This is a genomic window from Labrys wisconsinensis (assembly GCF_030814995.1).
GTDB lineage: Bacteria > Pseudomonadota > Alphaproteobacteria > Rhizobiales > Labraceae > Labrys > Labrys wisconsinensis.
The window spans coordinates 105,553-126,792 of the sequence record NZ_JAUSVX010000005.1; the positions used below are offsets into that span (position 1 = coordinate 105,553).

23 protein-coding genes and 1 pseudogene are annotated in these 21,240 nt (G+C 64.1%); 10 read left to right on the forward strand and 14 right to left on the reverse strand.

Features of this window, described 5'->3' with window-relative positions:
- Window positions 1-7: 7 nt before the first annotated feature.
- Window positions 8-313, forward strand: coding sequence for an ABC transporter substrate-binding protein (locus QO011_RS15145; protein ID WP_307273411.1), 306 nt, complete (start codon window positions 8-10; stop codon window positions 311-313).
- Here the strand turns inward: QO011_RS15145 and QO011_RS15150 are convergent.
- The 3 genes from QO011_RS15150 to QO011_RS15160 all read right to left on the reverse strand — a co-directional run bounded on the left by QO011_RS15150 (window position 267) and on the right by QO011_RS15160 (window position 3,615).
- Window positions 267-1,421, reverse strand: coding sequence for an FAD-dependent oxidoreductase (locus QO011_RS15150; protein WP_307274201.1), 1,155 nt, complete (start codon window positions 1,419-1,421; stop codon window positions 267-269). The two genes, QO011_RS15145 and QO011_RS15150, sit on opposite strands and share 47 nt — an antisense overlap.
- 270 nt (window positions 1,422-1,691) lie before the next feature.
- A complete protein-coding gene (locus tag QO011_RS15155) occupies window positions 1,692-2,627 on the reverse strand; it encodes a DMT family transporter (protein ID WP_307273414.1) in 936 nt (311 codons plus the stop codon).
- 223 nt (window positions 2,628-2,850) lie between these two features.
- The gene (locus QO011_RS15160) at window positions 2,851-3,615 is read right to left on the reverse strand and encodes an SDR family oxidoreductase (RefSeq protein WP_307273417.1); all 765 of its coding nucleotides are present in this window, start codon (window positions 3,613-3,615) and stop codon (window positions 2,851-2,853) included.
- 114 nt (window positions 3,616-3,729) lie between these two features.
- On the opposite strand from QO011_RS15160, the gene QO011_RS15165 reads away from it, so the two are divergent.
- Window positions 3,730-4,662, forward strand: coding sequence for a LysR family transcriptional regulator (locus QO011_RS15165; protein ID WP_307273421.1), 933 nt, complete (start codon window positions 3,730-3,732; stop codon window positions 4,660-4,662).
- A gap of 28 nt (window positions 4,663-4,690) precedes the next feature.
- On the opposite strand, the gene QO011_RS15170 is transcribed toward QO011_RS15165, so the two are convergent.
- Both QO011_RS15170 and QO011_RS15175 read right to left on the reverse strand, forming a co-directional pair.
- A complete protein-coding gene (locus QO011_RS15170; RefSeq protein WP_307273423.1) occupies window positions 4,691-5,518 on the reverse strand; it encodes an oxidoreductase in 828 nt (275 codons plus the stop codon).
- A gap of 156 nt (window positions 5,519-5,674) precedes the next feature.
- Window positions 5,675-6,976, reverse strand: coding sequence for a PQQ-dependent sugar dehydrogenase (locus tag QO011_RS15175; RefSeq protein ID WP_307273426.1), 1,302 nt, complete (start codon window positions 6,974-6,976; stop codon window positions 5,675-5,677).
- 160 nt (window positions 6,977-7,136) lie between these two features.
- Between QO011_RS15175 and QO011_RS15180 the strand changes: the two are divergent.
- Window positions 7,137-7,523 (forward strand): annotated as a pseudogene (locus QO011_RS15180) (transposase); the annotation flags it as partial.
- A 125-nt stretch (window positions 7,524-7,648) separates the two neighbouring features.
- Here the strand turns inward: QO011_RS15180 and QO011_RS15185 are convergent.
- The 8 genes from QO011_RS15185 to QO011_RS15220 all read right to left on the reverse strand — a co-directional run bounded on the left by QO011_RS15185 (window position 7,649) and on the right by QO011_RS15220 (window position 13,576).
- Entirely contained in the window at window positions 7,649-8,341 is a 693-nt protein-coding gene (locus QO011_RS15185; protein WP_307273428.1) for an HAD family hydrolase, read from the reverse strand.
- 52 nt (window positions 8,342-8,393) lie between these two features.
- The gene (locus QO011_RS15190) at window positions 8,394-8,780 is read right to left on the reverse strand and encodes a RidA family protein (RefSeq protein WP_307273431.1); all 387 of its coding nucleotides are present in this window, start codon (window positions 8,778-8,780) and stop codon (window positions 8,394-8,396) included.
- Window positions 8,781-8,784: 4 nt separating this feature from the next.
- The gene (locus QO011_RS15195; RefSeq protein WP_307273434.1) at window positions 8,785-9,948 is read right to left on the reverse strand and encodes a DSD1 family PLP-dependent enzyme; all 1,164 of its coding nucleotides are present in this window, start codon (window positions 9,946-9,948) and stop codon (window positions 8,785-8,787) included.
- Window positions 9,949-10,040: 92 nt separating this feature from the next.
- Window positions 10,041-10,304, reverse strand: coding sequence for a hypothetical protein (locus QO011_RS15200; protein WP_307273437.1), 264 nt, complete (start codon window positions 10,302-10,304; stop codon window positions 10,041-10,043).
- Between the two features lie 196 nt (window positions 10,305-10,500).
- Entirely contained in the window at window positions 10,501-11,193 is a 693-nt protein-coding gene (locus tag QO011_RS15205; protein WP_307273440.1) for an amino acid ABC transporter permease, read from the reverse strand.
- A gap of 16 nt (window positions 11,194-11,209) precedes the next feature.
- Entirely contained in the window at window positions 11,210-11,920 is a 711-nt protein-coding gene (locus tag QO011_RS15210; RefSeq protein ID WP_307273442.1) for an amino acid ABC transporter permease, read from the reverse strand.
- 70 nt (window positions 11,921-11,990) lie between these two features.
- Window positions 11,991-12,818, reverse strand: a complete 828-nt coding sequence (locus QO011_RS15215) for a transporter substrate-binding domain-containing protein (RefSeq protein ID WP_307273444.1) — start codon at window positions 12,816-12,818, stop codon at window positions 11,991-11,993.
- A 17-nt stretch (window positions 12,819-12,835) separates the two neighbouring features.
- On the reverse strand, window positions 12,836-13,576 hold the full coding sequence (locus QO011_RS15220; protein ID WP_307273448.1) for an amino acid ABC transporter ATP-binding protein: 741 nt from the start codon (window positions 13,574-13,576) through the stop codon (window positions 12,836-12,838).
- A gap of 392 nt (window positions 13,577-13,968) precedes the next feature.
- Between QO011_RS15220 and QO011_RS15225 the strand changes: the two genes are divergently transcribed.
- Entirely contained in the window at window positions 13,969-14,589 is a 621-nt protein-coding gene (locus QO011_RS15225; protein ID WP_307273451.1) for a GntR family transcriptional regulator, read from the forward strand.
- Window positions 14,590-14,831: 242 nt separating this feature from the next.
- On the opposite strand, the gene QO011_RS15230 is transcribed toward QO011_RS15225, so the two are convergent.
- Entirely contained in the window at window positions 14,832-15,725 is an 894-nt protein-coding gene (locus QO011_RS15230) for a LysR family transcriptional regulator (protein ID WP_307273454.1), read from the reverse strand.
- A gap of 292 nt (window positions 15,726-16,017) precedes the next feature.
- Here QO011_RS15230 and QO011_RS15235 point away from each other — a divergent pair, with 292 nt between their 5' ends.
- From QO011_RS15235 to QO011_RS15260, 6 genes are all read left to right on the forward strand, one after another.
- A complete protein-coding gene (locus QO011_RS15235) occupies window positions 16,018-16,413 on the forward strand; it encodes a (R)-mandelonitrile lyase (protein ID WP_307273456.1) in 396 nt (131 codons plus the stop codon).
- 7 nt (window positions 16,414-16,420) lie between these two features.
- Window positions 16,421-16,801, forward strand: a complete 381-nt coding sequence (locus QO011_RS15240; RefSeq protein WP_307273458.1) for a DUF2255 family protein — start codon at window positions 16,421-16,423, stop codon at window positions 16,799-16,801.
- Between the two features lie 44 nt (window positions 16,802-16,845).
- Window positions 16,846-17,838, forward strand: a complete 993-nt coding sequence (locus QO011_RS15245; protein ID WP_307273461.1) for an aldo/keto reductase — start codon at window positions 16,846-16,848, stop codon at window positions 17,836-17,838.
- Window positions 17,839-17,862: 24 nt separating this feature from the next.
- Window positions 17,863-19,152, forward strand: coding sequence for a multidrug effflux MFS transporter (locus QO011_RS15250; RefSeq protein ID WP_307273463.1), 1,290 nt, complete (start codon window positions 17,863-17,865; stop codon window positions 19,150-19,152).
- 95 nt (window positions 19,153-19,247) lie between these two features.
- On the forward strand, window positions 19,248-19,478 hold the full coding sequence (locus tag QO011_RS15255) for a tautomerase family protein (RefSeq protein WP_307273467.1): 231 nt from the start codon (window positions 19,248-19,250) through the stop codon (window positions 19,476-19,478).
- Window positions 19,479-20,049: 571 nt separating this feature from the next.
- Complete coding sequence (locus QO011_RS15260; RefSeq protein WP_370881969.1) at window positions 20,050-21,162, forward strand: NAD(P)-dependent alcohol dehydrogenase; 1,113 nt, start codon at window positions 20,050-20,052, stop codon at window positions 21,160-21,162.
- The last annotated feature ends 78 nt before the right edge of the window (window positions 21,163-21,240 follow it).

A 21,240-nucleotide genomic window follows, 5' to 3' on the forward strand; every position in this document is an offset into this window, starting at 1 on the left:
GCCCGGCATGCCCGCTGCGCCATCGCCAATCCGGATCGGCTATTGCCTGTCGTTGACCGGTCCGCTCGCGAGCAACAGCCCGTCGGCGCGGCTCGCCCATGACATCTGGCGAGAAGACGTCGACAGACGGGGCGGCCTGCTCGGCCGTCCCGTCGAGCTCGTCTGCTACGACGACCGTGCCGACGCGTCAGGCGTTCCCGGCCTCTACGGACGGCTGATGGACGAGGACAAGGTCGATCTCGTCATCGGCGGCTACGGCACGTGCGTCAGGGGTGCGCGGCGCCTTCGCGGTGCCTCTCGAGCGCGCCGGTGAAGAAGTCGACGAGGCCGGCGGGGGCGCGGTCGTCGAGGCAGAGCGCCAGGGTCTGGTGCGCGTCGGCGGCGGCCGACCGGCTGCGCGGGACCATCGCCGCTTCATAGGCTGAGAGCGCCGCCTCCATGTCGTCGAGGTGCGCAGCGATCGCCGCGCCGAGCTCGGCGCCGTCGAGCATCGCGAGGTTCGCGCCCTCTCCGGCCGGCGGAGCCAGGTGCGCGGCGTCCCCGATGAGCGTCACCCCCGGCACCCGGTCCCATTGGTGCCCGGTCGGGAGGGCGTGGAGCGGGCGCAGGACGGGCGCGGCCTCGCCGTCGGTGATCAGCGCGATGAGCGCCGGTGCCCATCCCGTGAACTCGGCCGCGACCTTTGCCGTCGTGGCGGCGGCATCGCTGAAATCGAGACCGGCGAACCATGCGGCGGGGCGGTTCAGCGCGACATAGGCATGAAGAACGTTCCCCGCCTCGCGATGGGCGAAAATCCCCTGTCCCGGGGCGAGGGCGAAGAGGGTGCCGGCGCCGACCGCTTCGGCTGCCGCGGCGTGCCGCGCGTCGGCATCGTGCAGGTAGGTCTCGACGAACGACGTGCCGATATAGCGGGGCTCCGCCCTGGAGAGCAGCGGCCTGACCTTCGACCAGGCACCATCGGCGCCGATGAGGAGGCGGCTGACCAGGGTCGACCCGTCGGCGAAGGTCAGCGCGTGGCGGCCGTCGCCGAGCGCGGCGACCTCGCTGAGCTTCTTCCCCCAGCGGATCGTCTCCGGGGGCAGGGATGCCAGAAGAATTCGCCGCAGATCGCCCCGAAGCACTTCGGGCCGCCCGCCCGCGCCGTCGTCGGGCTCCTCGAACACCACCGCGCCGGATCGGTCGAGCACTCGTGTGGCCTCGCCGCCTTGGTGGATGATCGCGCGGAACTGGTCGGTGAGGCCGGCCGCCGCGAGCGCGACCTGCCCGTCATGCTCGTGAATGTCGAGTTGGCCGCCTTGCGTCCGGGCTTGCGCCGAGGGCTCGGCCTCGTAGATCGTCGCTGGGATGCCGTGGACATGCAGGACACGCGCGAGGACGAGGCCGCCGAGGCCTGCGCCCACGATCGTCACGGGGGTCATCATCGGATCCTCCCAGTTCGGCTGGTGCGGCCGGGACGCATCGTGGTCAAAGATCATGCCCGGGCCGCCGGAGTCCATAGGCTCCGCCCGACTTGGCCGGGGACCGCGACGGCGAGGGCGAAGGCTGGAGAAGAGCCCGCTCGATCGTATCGACGAGTGTCCGCTGCGACGGCCGGCCGCGCCGGACCCGGCAGGCGGCGCGCTGGTGCAGGAGGAGGCGCCCGCCTTCGACCTCTCGACGCGGAGCGCCCTGCGCGCCGGGCCCATACGCGATCACATCGCATCGGCCACGACGACATCGTCGCGTCCACGTCGCTGGTCGAGCACGACGATGGCGACACCGCTCGCGACGATCAGCGCGATGCCGCCGAGCGCCAACGGATTGGGCAACTCGTGCCAGACGACGAGCCCCGAGACGACGCCCCACAGGAGGTAGGAGTAGAAGAAGGGAGCGACCGTGGCCGTCCGTCCGATCCGGTAGGCGAGAAACAGGCCGACCTGTCCGAGAACGAGTGTTGCGCCGGAGAGCGCCAGAAAGATGAGATGCCTGCTCGTCGGCGGCACCCAGATTTCGACCGTCACCGACAGAAGGCCCGCAATCAGCGTCACGATCAGCATCGTCGCGAAGACGACGACGGTCGTGGGGATGGCCGTCGGAACCGTTCGCCCGACGAGATCGCGTGTCGCGGCGAAGACGGCGGCGCCGAGAGCGAACAAGGAAGCCGCGTTGAAGCCGCTGGTTCCCGGCTGCGCGACCAGGAGAGCACCGCCGAAGCCGAGACATACGAGAACGAGGTGCAGCGGCCCGATGCGCTCGCGGAAGACGAGGGCGGCGCCAAGGACCATCATCAGCGGCGCCGTGAGGAGAAGAGCGCCCGCATTGGCAATCGGCATGTTCGCAAGGGCGATGATGAAGGTGACCGTGTTTCCGGTTTCCCCGGCGGCCCGGATCAGGGTTCGCCGGTGGATCGATCCCGACATGGCTTTCCAGTCACCGCGGACGACGACGAGCGCGGCGCACCCGATGCTCGCGAAAATCCCGCGCAGGAAGATTGCCGCGAAGGGCGGAAGATCCTGGGCGGCGAGCTTGAGGAAGCTGTCATTGACCATGAAGACAGCCATGGCAGCGAGCATGACGAGGATGCCGCCGATCTCCGACTTGTGCATGTGCGCTGGCTTGCCGTTCGCATGGTTGTCGAGCGGCACCATAGCATGAGCCTAAGAAGGGCGTGCCCGTGCCAGGATGCGAAGCAGGCTTGCCAGCCCGCTTCGCGCCCCCGCCTCCGGCTCACCAGGGAATGCCGGCCGAGAGCGTGATCGCTTCAGGTCGAATCGATCGCGCTCTCCATCTTTTTGTCTTGACGCATTGTCTTGACGCGAACCGGGTGCCGGTTCGCTGGAAAATGCTCCAAGCAGGTTTTCCCGAGCCTGCTCAGGTCCGCGTGATCGACGCGCCGCCATCGACCAGCGAGGCCGTGCCGGTGATGAAGCTCGCCTCATCGGAGGCCAGGAACAGCACCGCGCGTGCCACCTCGTCCGGCGTCGCAACCCGCTTCAGGGCATGCAGGCCGGTGACGAAGGCCTGCTTGTCCGGCGTATCGTTCATGTCGCGATACATGTCGGTATCGACCGCGCCGGGGAGCACCGCATTGACGCGCAGGTTCCTCGGCCCGTACTCGGCGGCGAGCGCCTGGGTGAGACCGATCAGCCCGGCCTTGCTCGCGGCATAGGCGGCAACCCCCGAAAAGGCGAAGCTGTAGCCGACGAAGGTCGAGGTGAAGATGATCGACCCGCCGCCGGCCGCGATGATGGCGGGCGCCTGGTGCTTGGCGCCGAGGAAGGCTGCGGTCAGGTTGACCGCGAGCGCATCGCTGAATCCGGCGGCCGACACGCCGTCGCTCGGGCCGGCCTCGCCCAGGGTGCCGGCATTGTTGAAGGCGATGTCGAGCTTCCCCCAGCGCTCGATGGCCGTCGCGACCAGCGCCTGGTGATAGGCTTCCTCGCGGACATCCCCGGCGACGGCCGCGGCCTTGCCGCCCGCCGCCTCGATCTCGGCGACGAGCGCATCGAGCTCGCCGCGGCGGCGCGCGCCCACCACCACGCCGGCACCCTCGGACGCGAACAGCTTGGCAGTGACGCGGCCGATGCCGGCGCTCGCGCCGGTGACGATGGCCACTTTCCCGGGCAGACGGTCCATCTCTTCTCTCCCATCCTCTGCCGCCGACGCGGCGTGATGCGAGCGAAGATGGCCGCCGGGCTTCGTCCGGCGTAGTCTTCAAATCTCGGAACTGCTTTTCGGCAGGAGCGGACAATGATCCGGACGGACGGCGTCCTCGCCTTCGTGGCCGTGGTGGAGGGCGGCTCGATCAGCGAGGCGGCGCGCCGTCTGCGGCTGGCGAAATCCGTCGTCAGCGAACGCCTGATCGAGCTCGAGCGCACGCTCGGCGGCACGCTGCTGCGCCGCTCGACGCGGCGCCTCAGCCTGACCGAGGACGGCGCGGCCTTCCTCGAGCGGGCTCGCCGCATCCTCGGCGAGATGGAGGGCGCCTCGGCCGACATGGCGGCACGGCGCGGCCTCATCGTCGGGCCGCTGCGGATCAGCGCACCCGTCACCTTCGGCCGCCTCCACCTCGGCCCGGCCCTCTATCCCTTCCTGGCCGAGCATCCCGGCCTCGAGCTGACGCTCGACCTCGACGACCGGCGCGCCGACGTCTCCTCGTCCGGATTCGACGCCGTGATCCGCCACGGCGCGATCGAGGACACGCGCCTGATCGTCTGGAGGCTGGCCCCGAGCCGGCGCCTGCTGGCGGCCGCGCCGGGCTATCTCGACCGGCACGGAACGCCCACGAGCCTCGCGGAGCTCGAGCGCCACCGCGGCATCTTCTACAGCAATCGCGGCGTGGCCGACTGGCGCTTCCGCGGCGAGGTGGGATCGACGATCACGGCGAGCGCCCAGTTCGCGCTCGGCATCAACAACGGCGACATGATGCGCGATGCGGCGATCGCCGGGCTCGGCATCGCCCTTCTTCCGGCCTTCATCGCCGCCCCGGCCCTGCGCGACGGCCTGCTGGTCGAGATCGACGTCGGCTGCAGGCCGGACGCGGAGTTCATCTACATGGCCCATGCCGAAGGCCGCACACCGCCCGCCAAGCTGAGGGCCCTCGCCGAGCATCTGCGCCGCGTGTTCGGACATCCGCCTTATTGGGAGACGGGGCTGGATCACGGGGCTCAGGTGCCTCCGTGACGCGGGGCGGGGGCAGCGGCCCGGGCCTTCAGGAGAAGTCGGTCGCCTTGGCGACCTCCTCCCACGTGTCCATGTCGCGGGAGAAGGCGTCGAGCTTGGCCCTGATGATCGCATAGGCGCGCGTGCCGAGCGGCAGGTGCAGCGGCGGCTTGTCGCTGTCGACCGCCCGGAGGATGACGGCGACGGCCTTTTCCGGGTCTCCGACCTGCTTGCCGTCGTTGCTGTCGCGATAGGCCCTGACCCCGACCGTCTTCTCATAGGCGGGCAGCACCGTCCGGGCAGCGGCGATGGAGCGGCCGAGGAAGTCGGTGCGGAAGGGGCCGGGCTCGACGATGATGACGGCGATCCCGAGCGGCCCGACCTCGTGCGCCAGGGCTTCCGACAGCCCCTCGACGGCGAACTTGGTCGCGTTGTAGATGCCGAAGCCGGCCGCCCCGACCACGCCCGCGCCCGATGAGATATTGACGATGCGGCCGCTGCCGTTCCTGCGGAGCGCCGGCAGGGCGGCGCGCGTCGTTTCGATCAGGCCGAACACATTGGTCTCGAAGACCGGCCGGTACTCCTCCGCCGTCGCCTCCTCCAGGGCACCGATGAAGCCGAAGCCGGCATTGTTGACGAGCACGTCGAGCCTGCCGAAGGCCCGCTCGGCTTCGGCGACGGCCGCGTCGGCAGCGCCCGCTGCCGTCACGTCGAGGGCGACCGCCCGTGCCGTCCGGGGAAAACGCTGCGCAAGATCGGCGAGCGTCGACGGATCGCGCGCCGTCGCGACCACGTGGTCGCCGCGCTCCAGCGCGGCACGCGCCAGGATCCTGCCGAACCCCGTCGAGCAGCCGGTGATGAGCCAGGTCTTGGTCATGCGCTCTTCCCTATGATCAGCCGCCGTCGAGACGGAGGCTCGGGTCAGCGTGGCCGAGTCTCCTTCGGCTGCAAGGCACAACATCGTGACCATCGCAGGAACAGGTTCGACGCCAAAGCATTGCGAAGCGCGCCTGCGACGCCGGCCGGCAGGGGCTCACGCCCCCTTGACGCGCCAGATCACGTCGCCGACGTCGTCGGCAACCAGCAGCGCGCCGTCGCGGGCGATGGCGACGCCGACGGGACGGCCATAGGAATGGCGCTCGTCCGGTGCCAGGAACCCGGTCAGGATGTCGCGCGGCGGGCCGGACGGCCGTCCGTTCTCGAAGGGCACGAAGACGACCTTGTAGCCGCTGAGCTTGCTGCGGTTCCACGAGCCGTGCTGGCCGATCACCATGCCGTCGGGATAGCCCGGCAGGGTCCCGGCCGGGTGCCAGCACAGGCCCAGCGAGGCGGTGTGGCCGCCGAGCGCATAGTCCGGCGTCAGCGCCCTGGCGACGGCGTCCCTGTCCTGCGGCACGCGATCGTCGACCGTCTGTCCCCAGTAGCAATAGGGCCAGCCATAGAAGCCGCCATCGACCACCGAGGTGAGATAGTCCGGCGGCGTCTCGTCGCCGAGGCCGTCGCGCTCGTTCACCACCGTCCAGAGCGCGCCGGTCTGCGGCTCCCAGGCGAGGCCGACCGCATTGCGCAGGCCGGACGCGAAGATCCGGCTGGTGCCGGCGACCGGGTCGACCTCATAGACGGCCGCCCGTCCGACCTCCGCCTCCATGCCGCTCTCGCCGATATTGCTGAGCGAGCCGACGCCGACATAGAGCTTGGAGCCGTCGCGGCTCGGCAGGATGCTGCGCGTCCAGTGTCCGCCCGGCTTGAACGTGGCGAGCTTGCGGCCCGGCCCGGTCACGCGTCCCGTGCCGGCGGAGTAGGGAAAGGCCAGGAGGCCGTCGGTGTTGCCGACATAGAAGGTCTCGCCGACGAGGGCCATGCCGAAGGGCTGGTTGAGCTTTTCCAGGAAGGGCTCGGCGATCTCCGCCGTGCCGTCGCCGTCCTTGTCGCGCAGCAGGGTGATGCGGTTCGGGCTGACGCCGACCGCCGCGGCACGCCGCATCGTCGTCAGCATCGCATAGTCGAAGATCGTCCTGACCGCGCCGGCCTGGCCGAGCGCTTCGGCCACCAGGACGTCGCCGCTCGGCAGGACCTCGATCCAGCGCGGATGCTGAAGGCCCGCGGCGAAGGCATTGACCTTGAGCCCCGGCGCAGCCACCGGCGCTTCGCCCGGCTTCCAGCCCCGCGCCGTCGGCATCTTGAGGGTCGGCACGCTCCCTTGCGGCCGGGCCACGGGGATTTTCGGTGCCTCGCCCCAGGCCGGGGGCAGCGCACCGTCCTTGGCGTGCCGGATGGCGACCATGGTGCCGCCAACCACGGCGACGAAATTTGCGAAGATCCTCGAGATGCTCATCAATGCCGGTTCCTTGTTCTCACGCGCAAGCTAGTCGGTGCGCCTGAATGCTGGAACCTCCGATTCCGAAAGCCTGCGTGCCGAGCACAAAAAAGGGGTGTGGCAGATTGACGTCTTCACTCCCTCCGGTCGGTCGTCGACGAGCGCGATTGCTTTGGCAACCGCCACCTTCGTTGCCGGGTTGTCCGCGCGCGGCATGATCCTCCTCGTGCTCGACGGCCCGATCAATCGGCTCGCCTTCGAGACCCATGTCGAGAAGGTCCTCGTCTCCGAGCCCAGGCGCATCGTCATCACGGACAATCTGTCCAGCCACACGGGGCTGCGAGTGCGCCGGCTCATCCAGGCGGCCGACGCCGTCCTTCGCTTCCTGCGGCCAACGGACTTCGGCCCCATCGAGAGCGCCTTCGCCAAACTCAAGGCGCTCCTGCGAAAGGCCGCCGAGCGCACCGTCGACGGCCTCTGGAGCGTAATCGGCCGCCTCGTCGACCTCATCACCCCGGCCGAGCGCGGGAATTACTCCGCCGCTGCCGGATACGATGCAACCTGAGCGGATTCTACTGCAGGTGTCAGCAGCCTGCCCCTACGCCAATGCTGGCAGAAAAGCTCGGATGGAAACTATCAATAGAGAGTTTATATCGACAAATATTACATCATTTTTCCCGTGTATGGATTTCAAGCTTCGATAATGCGAGCCAGGGTTTGGATGTCTGGAAACACGAAGTCCGGACGTGGGACCGACGGGTCGAGCGCGATCTGACGACGGTTGATCCAGGCAATCGTCAATCCAAGGGGCTTGCCACCAACCAGATCGGTGAATTGCGATTGTCCAGCGTGAAGAATCTCGCTCTTGCTACACCCGGCACGTTCGATCAGATAACGAAACAGAGTTCCATCGGGCTTGTAGCCTCCGGCTCGCTGTGCCGTGCATACCAGATCAAAGGTCCGCCGCAGCGGCGTCAGCGCCAGCAGATCGTCATCGATGTTGGATACCACCGCCAGCCTGTGGCGGCGAGACAGTCGGTCGAGCGTACGGACGACATCGTCGTAGAGAAAGAAACGAGGAAACGCATCGAAATAGTGGTTGATCAAGCGCCCCTCGCCGGTGAGACCGAAATGTATGAACGTTTCCTTGAGCGAAAGCTCGCAAATCTCGCGATACGTTCGATACGGCTCCCAATAATGGATGATATTTCGGTGTTCCCAGTGTTCCCAGAATGCTTTCACGTCGACGCGATGCGCGCCGATATCGGCAAGAATGTGCTCGAATGCGCTGTAGGAGCTTTCCCGAACGCTGATCAACGTGCCGAACACATCTAAGGATATGAGCGTCGGTCGTAACCGTGTTTGGCGCGCTTCATGACTCATCGATTGAAAACCTGTTTGCTGTTCACTGACAACGAGATGGCTGGCGTAACCTTCAGCTCACAGCGATGGCCTCGAGCTCGATCAGGTAGCCGTGGTGCAGTGCAGGCACCGGCACGACGGACCGTGCCGGGCGATGTTCGCCAAAAGCTTCGGCGTAGATCGCGTTGAAGGCGGTCCAATGCTCGACGCCGACCAGGTAAGCCGTCACCTTCGCGATACGATCGTGGCGGAGTCCTGCTCCTTCGACGATCGCCAGGAGGTTGGCGAGTGACTGGCGGGCCTGAGCCTCGAACGGCATGTCGGCCAGGGATGTCCCGTCCAGACGCGCGGGAAGCTGACCCGAAACAAAGACGAGCCCGCCGGCATTCATGGCCTGCACGTAGTGACCGAAGGGCTTCGGGGCAGAAGCGGTGTTGATAGCGGCCAGTAGGGTGGACATTGATTCACCATCCGTAGATGCGAGGCCAGATCGCGGACACGATCGAACCATCGTTCATGACTTGGTACCGGTCATGCTGCGCGGCCGTGGCGCAGGCATGATTGGGAAGGATGCGGACCATCGTGCCGATCGGAAGGTCCGGTAGAGGGCCGGTGCCGGAACGGTGGGCGATAATGCCGTGCTCCTGATTGGCATCGATCACGATCAAGTCGGGGATTGGATTGCACCCGAGATCGCAGACGACGCCATATCCCTGATCGACGGAAAGCCGTGCCGTGCCGCGGTCGCGCGACATGGCCATCCAGCCTGCGTCAATCAAAATCCAGCCCTTGTCGGGCTGGTGGCCGACGACGCTCGCAAGAACGGAAATCGCGATATCGTCGAGTGAGCAGGCGCCGATGCCCACCATGACGAGATCGAAGAACATGAAGACCCCGGCACGTACTTCTGTAACGCCGGCAAGATCACGGGAAAAAAGCGCCGTCGGCGTGGATCCCACGCTGACTTCAGGACAAGGCAGGCCGGCACCCCGCAGCGCCTCCGCTGCTGCGACGGCGCCCGATCGCTCCTGCTCGGCCATGTCCTCGAAGGCCACTGCTCCCTTCGAGAAATAGGAGCTGCCGGCATGTGCCATGACGCCGGCAAGCATCGCGCCTCCTTCGTGAAGCGTGCGCCCGACTTGCGCAAGGATAGGGTCCTGGGGCTTGATGCCGGATCGATGATCGTCGACGTCGATTTCGATCAGGACCGGCAGCCGGTCGCGCCTTTCGGCACACTGCGCTGCGACCAGACCGGCCATGTCGATGTTGTCGAGCACGATCGACAACTCGGCTCCACGTCGCCGCAAGTCGAATACGTGCTCCAACTTGTTCGGTGCGATCCCAACGGCATAAAGCAGATCGGAGAAGCCATGCTCGAGAAAATACTCGGCCTCTCTAAGCGTTGAGACCGTCAGTGGCCCGGCCTGGCCATCCGTGACAAGGCGCGCAACCTCGGCGCTCTTCGCGGTCTTGAGGTGCGGCCGAAGCCTGACAGCAAACGGTTCGAGATGGGTCTTCAGCCGCGACACGTTGCGAGCGAGGCGTCGAGTCTCCAGGACGAGACATGGCGTCTCGATGTCTGCGAGGCTCCGACCGATGGAAGCTTGCGACAAGGTCGATGAAAGCATCACCGGCAGACCAGCAGTGCACGTGTCGAGGTGTTTTGCATATTATATATAATCATTGAAGATAGCCCTTGCCTCTTGATGCCGAACGTTCTCTAGATGCCGCAGACCCCTTGGGCGGCCATCCACATCAGCGCAATGGCGCATTCGGCTGCCGCCGTGTCGCCTTGGCCCCTCGGTGTGGACCGTGACTCCATGTTTCGCCAGCGCATCGACATCCATGCCGCTTTGGGGTCCAGCACCAAGGAAAACGACACCGGCCAGCGCCCTGCGGGAGAGTGCGATTTCAAGTGGCGGAAGGTGCGGTCACTGACGATCACCTTGGCGTCTCCGATGATTGCGGGCGGCTCAGCCGGCATGATTGCAGGCTCGCGCTTGATTGCAGCGCGAGGATGGGTTCCTCTCAGCAGACGCTGCGTTACAGCAGCCAGCGTATCGTTGGCATCGACGAAAACGGCCCTCGCAGCATCCCCTCCGGCTCCCAGAACTATGCTTGGAGCTGATCTCGACCGTGTCTCAATTGAGCCGGAGCCAGACGCAGCCCTGAAATCGAGATCAGCTCCTTAACCTCAGCATCGCTTCCGCTCTGTCCGAAATCTTGGTGATGATGTAGGCAATAATCATATAGGTTACCGTCGCGGCCAGGAACGCTTCCAGGTAATAATAGTTCAATGCAGCGTCGAGTTGCGCCTGCGCAAATATTTCAACAACCTCGATCGCAAATCCAAGAGACAATCCTTTCATAATCACCAATGTCGATGTCGTAAGGTCTGGTATCGCCGTCACGACAACCTGGGGGAACATGATGCGCCGAAACATTTGGCGATCGGTATATCCCAGCGAGAATGCAGCATCGGCCTGCCCCTTATCGAAGGAATTCAAGGCGCCCTTGATGATTTCTGCCTCAAACGCGGAGTAGTAAAGAGTCAAGGCGACAACGAGCGTCACCCAATTCGGTGTCCAGTAGGCATCGAACTGAACGCCAACAAGGGAAGTTGCGAACTGAAGCACTGGCGGAAAGGCGAAGTATGCCAGGAAGACGATTATGATCAGTGGCGGCCCTTTGAAAACCACTCGGTATGCCGCTATGATCTCATGCAACACAAGAACCTTCTTGTGCTCGATTATCGCGAATACGCCACCAATTAGAACGGCGAGAACAAAAATCAGCAGCATCATCGCGAGGGTCTTTGGCACGATGCCAAGGATGGACCACAGATCCTGAATCATCACGTCGACATTGACCACTTAAGTCCCTCCGACTTTATGATGCGCCTGCAAAGCGCGCGTGTTTAATCCTGCGTTCGCCGGGTACATACATCGGCGATCGCACTTCGAACGCATGCACGATCAGCCAGACCACAAGGCACATCAATGAGTAGATGACGGCCAGGACCATATAGGTCTCAATTTGATACTCGTTGTGGACTCGCTCCATCACGAGATGGGCGGTCGCCATTATGTCCGCAGCGCCTATGTACATGACCAGAGCCACGTTATGGGTCAGATATGTCAGGGCGTTCCCATATCCCGGCAGGGCAATATGAGTCGCTTGAGGAGCAATTACCCGTTTAAGCTTCTGTGAGAAGGTGTATCCGAAGCTGTCCGCTGCCTCGTGTTGCCCACGGTCTACAGCGAGATAGGCTGGACGCAGCACTTCTGACAGATACGCTCCATGATAAAGACTGAGTGCCACCATAGAGGCGATCGTTGCATCTACGAAGTCTTGGAAGCCGAGCGGAACGAACACTAGGGGAAGACCGTAGAATGCAACGAACAACTGCAGCACGACAGGAACGCTACGGCCGTAGGATACGAAGAGATCGGCGAGCTGGCTAACCAGCGGCACTCGCCAGATCCGAAGTGTCGTTGCCAGAAGAGCTACACAAAAGCCGATGATCATGGCCACAAACATGATCGCAAGGGTCAACGGGAAGGCTGTTGCAAGCTCTCTAAGCGTTCCAAAAAGATCCACTTCGGAAACTCCCTCTTCGATGGCCGGCGCTCAAGCGGGCTGCACAAACGGACACGGTCACGAGCGACTGTTATTGAATATACTTTGTTATATCTTCACTGAACCATTTCATCGAGAGTTTGGCCATGGTTCCGTCGTCTCTAAGTTCCTTGAGGGCTTTGTCCACGTCCTTGGCTAATACATCATTTCCCAATCTGTGACTGATGAGAACGTAAGTATTCGCCACAAGGACAGGTTCGGATCCCACGACATCCAGCTTCTGATCGTCGATAATGGTCTGCTGACCTACGTACGATGGATAGACCCAGGCATCGTACTTGCCCTTGGCGATTGCCTCCAGACGATATGGGACGGGAATGCCCGCATTCGTTGCGGAGACGTCCAGTTTGTATTGGGAGTGGGCCGCTTGCCAATCCATGAGAAACCTGTAAGTTCCGCCACCGGCATCGTTCGGTGAAAGCCGTTTACCGACAAGATCTTTAATCTCACTAATATTGTCTTCTTTGCGATGCCAAATTTTCATCAGAGAGGCGCCAATAACACTATCGGGAATCATAAACTGCGCTGCTCTCTCGGGCGTCTTCAAATAACCGCCCACCGACATGTCATATTTTCCGGTGCTGAGACCAGTCTGCTGTGCTTCGTCTGGAAGTCCTGTCATCTCGAATTTGTATTGTGGAAGTTTTGCATTGACGGCCCTGAGCATATCGGGCTCGTATCCTTGTGGATCGTCGCCAAGCGCGCCCCACGCCAGCGGCTTGCACTCCCCACAGGTCGCAATCTTTATGACACGAACCTCTGTCTGGGCATGACATGACGCCACGGCGGCAACGCTGGCGATAACGCCGCCAAAGACGGCGACGCCGATGCGGCGAACTGCATTTGCCAAGTTTGACATGCGTTTAGCTCCTCTCGCTACTGGAATGAACGTTCGTTCTTCAGGAACTGCGTGAGGCGCGGGTTGGAGGGCGCCTCGAAGATTTCGGCGGGGCTTCCCTCGGCCGCGACGATGCCCCGGTCCATGAAGACGATGCGGTTCGAGACGCTCTTCGCGAACTGCATTTCATGGGTGACCAGGAGCGACGTAATGCCCGAGGAAGTGACGTCCTTGATCACGCCGAGCACCTCACGGACCAGCTCCGGGTCCAGCGAGGATGTCGGTTCGTCAAAGAGCATCAGGTCCGGTCGGACGGCCAGCGCCCTGGCTATTCCAGTGCGCTGCAGCTGTCCCCCGGAGAGTTGGGAAGGGTAGTGGTCCTTCTTGTCCGACAGGCCGACCCGCTCGATCTCGCGCGCTGCAATCTCGCGCGCCTCCGAGATGGATTTCTGTTGTACGACGATCAGTGGATCCATCACATTCTGAATGACAGTCATATTTTTGAATACGTTGAATTGCTGAAATACCATTGCTGTTCGGAGCCGAATCGCTTGGATGTTGGTCGTGTCTGCTCTCCGATAATCCATCTGGATCTGATCAAACTGGATCGTTCCCGAAGTCGGCTTTGCGAGATAGTTGATGCACTTCAGAAGCGTGGTCTTGCCGGTGCCGCTGGGACCTATGATCGACACGACATCACCGCGCGCCACGGAGAGGCTGACGCCGCATAGAATCCGGGAACTCCCGTACGAGAGCTCGATATTTTTCAGTTGAAGCATTCTCGTGCCCTTGTTCCCATGAGCCTACAAAGAGCCCCGCGCGGCGCGGTGCGTGCTGCGTCAAGTTCTGCAGACGGCCGATATTTCGGGCCATGCGACTCGCTTCGAGGAGAAGGCGCTGCGTCTCCTGGGAGCGCAGCGCATAGCCTGTCGCGTGGGGTACCCGAGCGGTCGCAGGCGACGTCCTCATCGCCACGTCAATTCGATGGCGTCGAGAGGCGCGTGGATGTCACCGCCAACCACATCTGCATATTATATGCAATCTTTGAGGAGTTTTCTCTCCGCTCACCCTTGCGCGGCACATAATCAGATTGCATATAATATGTCAAATAGGATTCGATGGAATGCCAATGGCCCCTGCAGCGAAACCCCAACCAGTCGGCAGCACCAAGATGATCGCCGACGCCCTACGCAACTCCATTTGTCGCGGCGAGATCTCGCCGGGCGCGCCCCTGAAGCAGGACGAGATAGCGGCGGATTTTGGTGTCAGTCACACGCCAGTACGCGAGGCTCTCAAACTGCTGGTCGCGGAGGGGCTGGCGGTCCTGCACCATAACCGGGGCTGTTGTGTCTCGAACCTGTCGAGCGTGGTCGCGCGTGAATTGACGGAATTTCGAGCGGTGATCGAGCCTCGATTGGCGGCCTGGGCGGTTGATCACCTCACCACGTCTGACATTCAGCGTGCTCGACTTATTGTAGAGACGTTAGACAAGACGGATGATCCGGCTCAGCGTCTACAACTCGCAACTGATTTTCATAGCGCGATTTACGTTCGCGCCAATCGACCCTTCTTTCTCGATCAAGTCAACAGAGCCCGCAATAATTTAAGCAGATATTGGATACTTGCATGGGGCGACAGGGTGTTTCCAGCGGTGACGCAAGAGGAGCATAAGGAGATACTCGCGCTATGTGAGTCGAAGAATCGGGAGGGTTTGATGAGAGCAATAGAGCAGCATATTCTCAGTTCTGGAGAGATAGTTCTTCGATATATAGAAGGAATAGAATCAAATTAGAATAAATATGGAATCCTATATTCTTACGGTAATACAATTTCAATGAAGGCGAGTGGCATTCCGGCATTCAAACGTCGATCCTTGATGCGATGCCGGGAGGTGCTCGATCGACGCTTCCCTGGTCGTTCTTGGAAATTCCGTCGTTTCGCTCACGAGCGTGACGATGATCTGTCGAACAATGCCATTGCGCTCGGATTTGGTATGCGCCGACCACATCCAGGACGGCGCCGTCTCCACGCGTCCTACCCCCGGTAGCGCAATGCGTCGACAAGCAGGGCGAACGCCGGCGAGAACTGGCTGCGGCTCGTATAGTAGAGGTGGTGTCCCGACCAGAGCGGGCACCAGTCGTCGAGCACGCGTTGAAGGCGGCCTTCGGCGAGATGGGGCTGAGCCAGGTCCTCCGGCAGATGGGCGAGGCCGAAGCCGGCGATCGCCGCATCGAGGACTTGGAAGATGCTGTTGAAGACGAGCTGGCCTTCCACACGCGCCTTCAGTTCCTGGCCGTCCTTTTCGAGTTCCCAGACGTAGAGCCCACCATGGGTGGGCAGGCGCAGATTGATGCAGGCATGGCCGGTGAGATCTTGCGGATTTCCCGGTGGTGCGTGCCGGGCGAAATAGGAGGGCGCGCCGACGACCACGAAACGAATGTCGGGCCCGATCCGTACCGAGATCATATCCTTCGCGACCTGTTCGCCGAGACGCACGCCGGCGTCGTAGCGCTCAGCGACAATATCGGACAGGCCGTAGTCGATGATGAGCTCGAGCTTGATATCGGGATAGTGCGGCAGGAGCTTTTCGAGCCTGGGCCAGAGGATGCTGTTGATCGCATAGTCGGTTGCCGTGATGCGGATGGTGCCGGCAGGCTTCTCCCGAAGCTCGCTGAGGGCGGCGAGCTCCGCCTCGATCTCCTCGAACCGCGGACCCACATTTTGCAGGAGGCGCTGGCCCGCCTCCGTCGGGGAGACGCTCCGCGTCGTGCGGGTCAGCAGCCGAAGACCGAGCCTTGTCTCGAGCTGGCGAATGGTGTGGCTCAGTGCCGACTGGGAGACCCCGAGCTTCGCTGCCGCCCTGGTGAAGCTCTGCTCTTTGGCGACGACGAGGAAGGCGGCGAGGTCATTGGTGTTCACGCGCGGCATTCATGAATCTCGTTCATATGATCGCACATATTCCAACGGTGGATCGCAAACTGCAAGATTTGCCACGGGTGCAACGCCCTCCTGCGGTCGTCGACCGTCGCGGGCCATCTGCAAAAAATGGGTCAACGGCGTCGCTCCGCTGACCCAGCCTTCGGCAACTCATGAGCCTCATTCATAACTCCTTGCGCATTCTGCCGCCTAATGCGGAGCGCCCGCGTGCGCTACATAGGAGCGGTCAAGACGGGGAAAGCGGTTGCGACACGTCGGCGCCGCTCCAAGCGAGGCGAGCTCCATGGACATCAAGAGAAACGGCTCGCAGCCGTCCGGCCAAGGGCCGGCCGGCTGGTTTACCGGCACCGTCCGGATCGATCCGCTGTTCCAGGCGGACGATCCGGCGCGCGTCTCCGGCGCGAGCGTCACGTTCGAGCCCGGTGCCCGTACCGCCTGGCATGCCCATCCGCTGGGACAGACCCTGATCGTCACGGCCGGCTGCGGCCGGGTGCAGCGCGAGGGCGGCCCGATCGAGCCGATCAGGCCGGGCGACGTGGTCTGGTTCCCGCCGGGCGAGAAGCACTGGCACGGTGCCTCGCCGACCACGGCCATGACCCATATCGCCATCCAGGAAAGGCTCGACGGCAAGGTCGTCGATTGGATGGAGATGGTGACGGACGAGCAGTATGGCGGGTGAAACGACGATGACGTGGTCGAAGGAAGACTTGGGCAGGATCGCTGGGGCCGATGATCTGCACATCTCGCCATTTCGCGAGGATGGGTTCACCTATGGCACCCCGACCTGGATCTGGTCCGTCGCGGTCGACGGCTCCCTCTATGTGCGGGGCTATAACGGGCAGGCCTCTCGCTGGTACCAGGCCGCGGTGCGGCAGAAGGCGGGGCGGATCACCGCCGCCGGCATGACCAGGGAGGTCGCCTTCGAGCCGGTCGACGGGCCGATCAACGACCGCGTCGACGATGCCTATCGGGCCAAGTACGCCCGCAGCCCCTATCTCGGCCCGATGATCGGCGCCCGCGCCCGTGCCGCGACGATCAGGATCACGCCGCGCGGCGCCGCCGCCTGATCGGCGGGCCCGCGGACCGGGCCGCACACCGGAGGAGAACGAGCATGCTGACGCGGAAACTCGGACAAGGCGGCCTCGAGGTCTCGGCGCTCTCGCTGGGCTGCATGGGCTATGGCAAGTCGCGCGAGATCGAGGACCGGGACGAGATGATCGCGCTCATCCGCCAGGCGGTCGAGCGCGGCATCGACTTCTTCGATACGGCCGAAGTCTATGGTCCGTTCAGCAACGAGGAGATGGTGGGCGAGGCCCTGGCGACGCTGCGTGATCAGGTGACGATCGCGACCAAGTTCGGCTGGGACATCGATCTCGTCACGGGAGTGCCCAAGGGCGGGCTCAACAGCAAGCCGGATCATGTCCGTGCCGCCGTCGAGGGCAGCCTGAAGCGTCTGAGGACCGACCATATCGATCTGCTCTATCAGCATCGCGTCGATCCGGACGTGCCGATGGAGGATGTCGCGGGCGCCGTGCAGGACCTGATCCGGCAGGGCAAGGTCCGGTATTTCGGCCTGTCGGAGGCCGGCGCCCAGTCGATCCGCCGCGCCCACGCGGTCCAGCCTGTCGCCGCGCTGCAAAGCGAGTACTCGCTGTGGACCCGCGAGCCGGAGACGGAGATCATCCCGGTCCTTGAGGAACTCGGCATCGGCTTCGTTCCCTTCAGTCCGTTGGGCAAGGGGTTCCTGACCGGCACGATCGACGAGGCCACCACATTCGCCAGCAACGATTTTCGCAGCAGGATTCCACGCTTCGAGCCCGAAGCCCGCGAGGCCAACCGGAGGCTGGTCACTCTCATCCGCACTGTCGGCGAGCGGCATGGCGCCACCCCGGCGCAGGTCGCGCTGGCCTGGCTGATGGCGCAGAAGCCCTGGATCGTGCCGCTCTTCGGCACGCGCAGGCTCGAACGCCTGGATGAGAACCTCGGGTCTCTGTCCCTCGTGCTGACGAGCGACGATCTGAACGAGATCGAGGCAGAAGCGACGGGCATCGAGATCCAAGGTGCCCGCTATCCCGACGATCTCATGAAACTGTCCGGCCGCTGAGCCGGCCAGAGGGGTGTTCCCGCCGTGACCAATGCCAGAGCCACCCCTGCCATCGGGCCGTCCTTGCAAGCGGGCGCGCCGGCCGGCGAGGCCGTCGCATCGAGCGGCGCGAGGCCGGAGCCGCGGCCGCTGCGGCATGGCCTCAGGCTCCTTGCGGTTCTCGGCACGCTGCTCGCGTTCGCGTCGATTTCGACCGACCTCTATCTGCCCGCGCTGCCGGGCATGGGCATCGCCCTCGGCGCGGGCCAGAGCCTGCTGGAGCTGACCATCTCGAGCTATCTCATCGGCTTCGGCGCCGGCCAGCTGTTCTGGGGGCCGATCGGCGACCGCTACGGCCGGCGCGGACCGGTTGCCGTCGGCCTGCTGGTGTTCGTCGTCGGCGCGGCGGGCTGCGCCCTTGCGACGAGCGCCCCGCAATTGATCGGATGGCGCGTGGTCCAGGCGCTGGGCGCCAGCGCCGGGGTCGTGCTCGCCCGCGCGATGGTGCGCGACCTCTATGACCGGGATCGTGCGGCCAGGATGCTCTCCATCCTCATGACGGTCATGGCGATCGCTCCGCTGCTGGGGCCGAGCCTGGGCGGGCAGATCCTCAGGGTCGCGCCGTGGCAGGCCATCTTCTGGACGCTGGTCGCCATCGGTCTCACGACGTTCGCGAGCCTGTTCACCCTCCCGGAAACGCTGCCGCCCGAGCGCCGCGACACCACGCCGCTGAGGCGCGCGGTCGCCGGATATGGGCCCTTGCTCGGCGACCGGCGTCTGCTGGGATATGCCGGCGCCTGCGGCTTCTACTATGCCGGCATCTTCGCCTCCGTGGCCGGCACGCCCTTCGCCTATATCGGCTACTACAAGCTCTCGCCGCAGCTCTACGGCGCCCTGTTCGCGGCCGGCACGATCGGCCTCATGATTGCGAATGTCGTGAACTCGCGGCTGGTGACGAGGTTCGGCAGCGATCGGCTGCTGCGGCTCGGCACCATCGGCGCGGCGCTGACCGGGGGTGTCGTCGCGCTGGTTAGCACCACCGATTGGGGTGGGCTTTTCGGCCTCGCGGCGTCGCTGATCGTGTTCGGCGCCATGAACGGCTTCATCGTCGCCAACGCGATCGCCGGCGCGCTGTCCAGCTTCCCGACCCGCGCCGGTGCCGTCTCGGCGCTCGTCGGAGCGATCCAATATGGCAGCGGGATGATCGGCTCGGCCGTGGCCGGCGCCTTCGCGGACGGAACGCCCGGTCCCATGGGCTGGGTCATCGCCCTGTCCGGCATCGGCAGCCTGCTCAGCCTGACGCTGGCCGGCCGTCGGCGCGGAGCGCCGCTGTGAAAGACCGGCCGGCGCCGGCGATATCGTCGTCTGCAGCCGGCGGGGCGTGGTGCCGGGCCGCTCGCGTGGCCTTCTGAGAGACAAGGGAGACCACGATGCCTCATGTGATCGTCAAGCTCGCCTCAGGTCGTTCGGAAGGCGAAAAGGTCAAGCTTGCCGAAGACCTGACACAGGCCGTCATCGCTGCCTTGGGTTGCAGCGAAGAGCAGGTTTCGGTCGGGATCGATGATGTCGACCCTCGGGACTGGGTTGAAAAGATCTACAAGCCTCACATCCTGGGAAAGGCCGCGACGATCTACAAGAAGCCCGGCTATGATCCTCATTGACGGCGCGCGATGTGTCCGCCGGCAGCGGCATGATCCTCCCGGCGCGATCGCCGACAGCGACGTCATCCTTCTCCTTGCGGCGGGACGGATCCTGATCGTCGGGCGGTGACGCGACCCGTGAACCGATCCGTCGACGGACGTGCCATCGACAGCGATGGCCGAGGGATATGCGCGAGCTGGATTTATGAGGAGCACTCATAAGCCTTTGCGGGTATTTCCCTCTAATCGAAGAGATCACCGCAGTGTTATCTCCTGATGGCCGGGTGGCTCATCGAAGAGATGCGAGGTAAAGGTCGTAGAACTCCACGGAAGATGATCCGGATCACGGAATGGCACGCGACCATTTCTGACGAAGCTCGAAGAACCGTCGTGCCGCATCACGGCAGGCTCGACAGAGACCTCATTGCGTCTCGGAGTCGCGTGCGGCGTTGCGAAATTGGCATCGAAAGGAACGTCTCCCATGTGTGAGAAATGCAATAGCCCCGCTGTTCACGACGCTCCTGCGGTGCCGGAGCGCCGCAAGCTTCTGCTGGCGGGCGCGGGCTTGGCCGCCGCGCCGTTGCTGGCCGGCATGGCCACGGGCGTGCGGGCCCAGCAGGCCGCCGCTCCGGTAGAGACCGGTCCGTTCTCCGTCCGCGCTTATGGCGCGAGCAGCGCCGCCTCCGCGCTGGAGGCGCGGCAGATCCAGCGCCGCGCCGTCGGGCCCAAGGACGTGCTGATCGACGTGCTGTACAGCGGCATCTGCCATTCCGACATTCATACGGTGCGCGACGAATGGCGGCAGACCTTGCCGACCCGGTTTCCCAGCGTCCCGGGCCACGAGATCGTCGGCCGTGTGACGGCGGTCGGAAGCGCCGTGACCAAGTTCAAGGTCGGCGATATCGGCGGCGTGGGCTGCATGGTCGATTCCTGCGGAACTTGCGAGAATTGCCTGGCCGATCGCGAGCAGAATTGCCTGAAAGGCGCCACCTTCACGTACGGCTCGCCCGATCCTGCGCTGGGCGGGTTCACCTTCGGCGGCTATTCGGAGAGGATGGTCGTGGCGGAGCATTTCGTCATCCGCATCCCGCCGGGCGCCGATCTCGCGGCGACGGCACCTTTGTTGTGCGCCGGCGTCACGACGTTTTCCCCGATGCAGCACTGGCGGCTGGAGCCCGGCCAGCGTGTCGGCGTCATCGGGCTCGGCGGTCTGGGGCACATGGCGGTCAAGCTCGCCGTGGCGCGCCGGGCTGAGGTCACCGTGTTCACGACGTCACCCGGCAAGATCGCCGATGCGCAGCGGCTGGGCGCGCGCGAAGCCGTTCTGTCGAGCGACGCCGAGGCGATGAAGCGGCTCGCCAATCGGTTCGATCTTCTGATCTCGACGGTGCCGCACGCCTACCCGATGCAGCCGTTCATGGACCTCCTCAAGCTCGACGCGACGCTCGTCAATGTCGGCGCTCTCAACGACCTCGAGGGCCCGAACGGCATGGCGCTGGCGTTCGGCCGCAAGAGCCTCGCGGGCTCGGTCATCGGCGGCATCGCCGAGACGCAGGAGGTGGTCGATTATTGCGCGGCGCGCAACATCAAAGCCGACATCGAGCTGATCCGGCCCGACCAGATCAACCAGGCCATGGATCGGGTCGTGAGCAAGGACATCCGCTACCGCTTCGTCATCGACTTCACGGCCGAGCGCCAGGGCTGATCGCGCCGGCCGGACGTCCGGCCCCCGTCGAGGACGGCCGGTCGGGACCATCCGGATTGCCACGACGATACCATCAGG

Bases quoted from the DNA above. Each gene is read 5' to 3' on its own strand.
- QO011_RS15145 (WP_307273411.1), top strand. From the start codon at position 8: ATGCCCGCTGCGCCATCGCCAATCCGGATCGGCTATTGCCTGTCGTTG.
- QO011_RS15150 (WP_307274201.1), bottom strand. From the start codon at position 1,421: ATGATGACCCCCGTGACGATCGTGGGCGCAGGCCTCGGCGGCCTCGTC.
- QO011_RS15155 (WP_307273414.1), bottom strand. From the start codon at position 2,627: ATGGTGCCGCTCGACAACCATGCGAACGGCAAGCCAGCGCACATGCAC.
- QO011_RS15160 (WP_307273417.1), bottom strand. From the start codon at position 3,615: ATGGACCGTCTGCCCGGGAAAGTGGCCATCGTCACCGGCGCGAGCGCC.
- QO011_RS15165 (WP_307273421.1), top strand. From the start codon at position 3,730: ATGATCCGGACGGACGGCGTCCTCGCCTTCGTGGCCGTGGTGGAGGGC.
- QO011_RS15170 (WP_307273423.1), bottom strand. From the start codon at position 5,518: ATGACCAAGACCTGGCTCATCACCGGCTGCTCGACGGGGTTCGGCAGG.
- QO011_RS15175 (WP_307273426.1), bottom strand. From the start codon at position 6,976: ATGAGCATCTCGAGGATCTTCGCAAATTTCGTCGCCGTGGTTGGCGGC.
- QO011_RS15185 (WP_307273428.1), bottom strand. From the start codon at position 8,341: ATGAGTCATGAAGCGCGCCAAACACGGTTACGACCGACGCTCATATCC.
- QO011_RS15190 (WP_307273431.1), bottom strand. From the start codon at position 8,780: ATGTCCACCCTACTGGCCGCTATCAACACCGCTTCTGCCCCGAAGCCC.
- QO011_RS15195 (WP_307273434.1), bottom strand. From the start codon at position 9,948: ATGCTTTCATCGACCTTGTCGCAAGCTTCCATCGGTCGGAGCCTCGCA.
- QO011_RS15200 (WP_307273437.1), bottom strand. From the start codon at position 10,304: ATGCCGGCTGAGCCGCCCGCAATCATCGGAGACGCCAAGGTGATCGTC.
- QO011_RS15215 (WP_307273444.1), bottom strand. From the start codon at position 12,818: ATGTCAAACTTGGCAAATGCAGTTCGCCGCATCGGCGTCGCCGTCTTT.
- QO011_RS15220 (WP_307273448.1), bottom strand. From the start codon at position 13,576: ATGCTTCAACTGAAAAATATCGAGCTCTCGTACGGGAGTTCCCGGATT.
- QO011_RS15225 (WP_307273451.1), top strand. From the start codon at position 13,969: ATGATCGCCGACGCCCTACGCAACTCCATTTGTCGCGGCGAGATCTCG.
- QO011_RS15230 (WP_307273454.1), bottom strand. From the start codon at position 15,725: ATGCCGCGCGTGAACACCAATGACCTCGCCGCCTTCCTCGTCGTCGCC.
- QO011_RS15235 (WP_307273456.1), top strand. From the start codon at position 16,018: ATGGACATCAAGAGAAACGGCTCGCAGCCGTCCGGCCAAGGGCCGGCC.
- QO011_RS15240 (WP_307273458.1), top strand. From the start codon at position 16,421: ATGACGTGGTCGAAGGAAGACTTGGGCAGGATCGCTGGGGCCGATGAT.
- QO011_RS15245 (WP_307273461.1), top strand. From the start codon at position 16,846: ATGCTGACGCGGAAACTCGGACAAGGCGGCCTCGAGGTCTCGGCGCTC.
- QO011_RS15255 (WP_307273467.1), top strand. From the start codon at position 19,248: ATGCCTCATGTGATCGTCAAGCTCGCCTCAGGTCGTTCGGAAGGCGAA.
- QO011_RS15260 (WP_370881969.1), top strand. From the start codon at position 20,050: ATGGCCACGGGCGTGCGGGCCCAGCAGGCCGCCGCTCCGGTAGAGACC.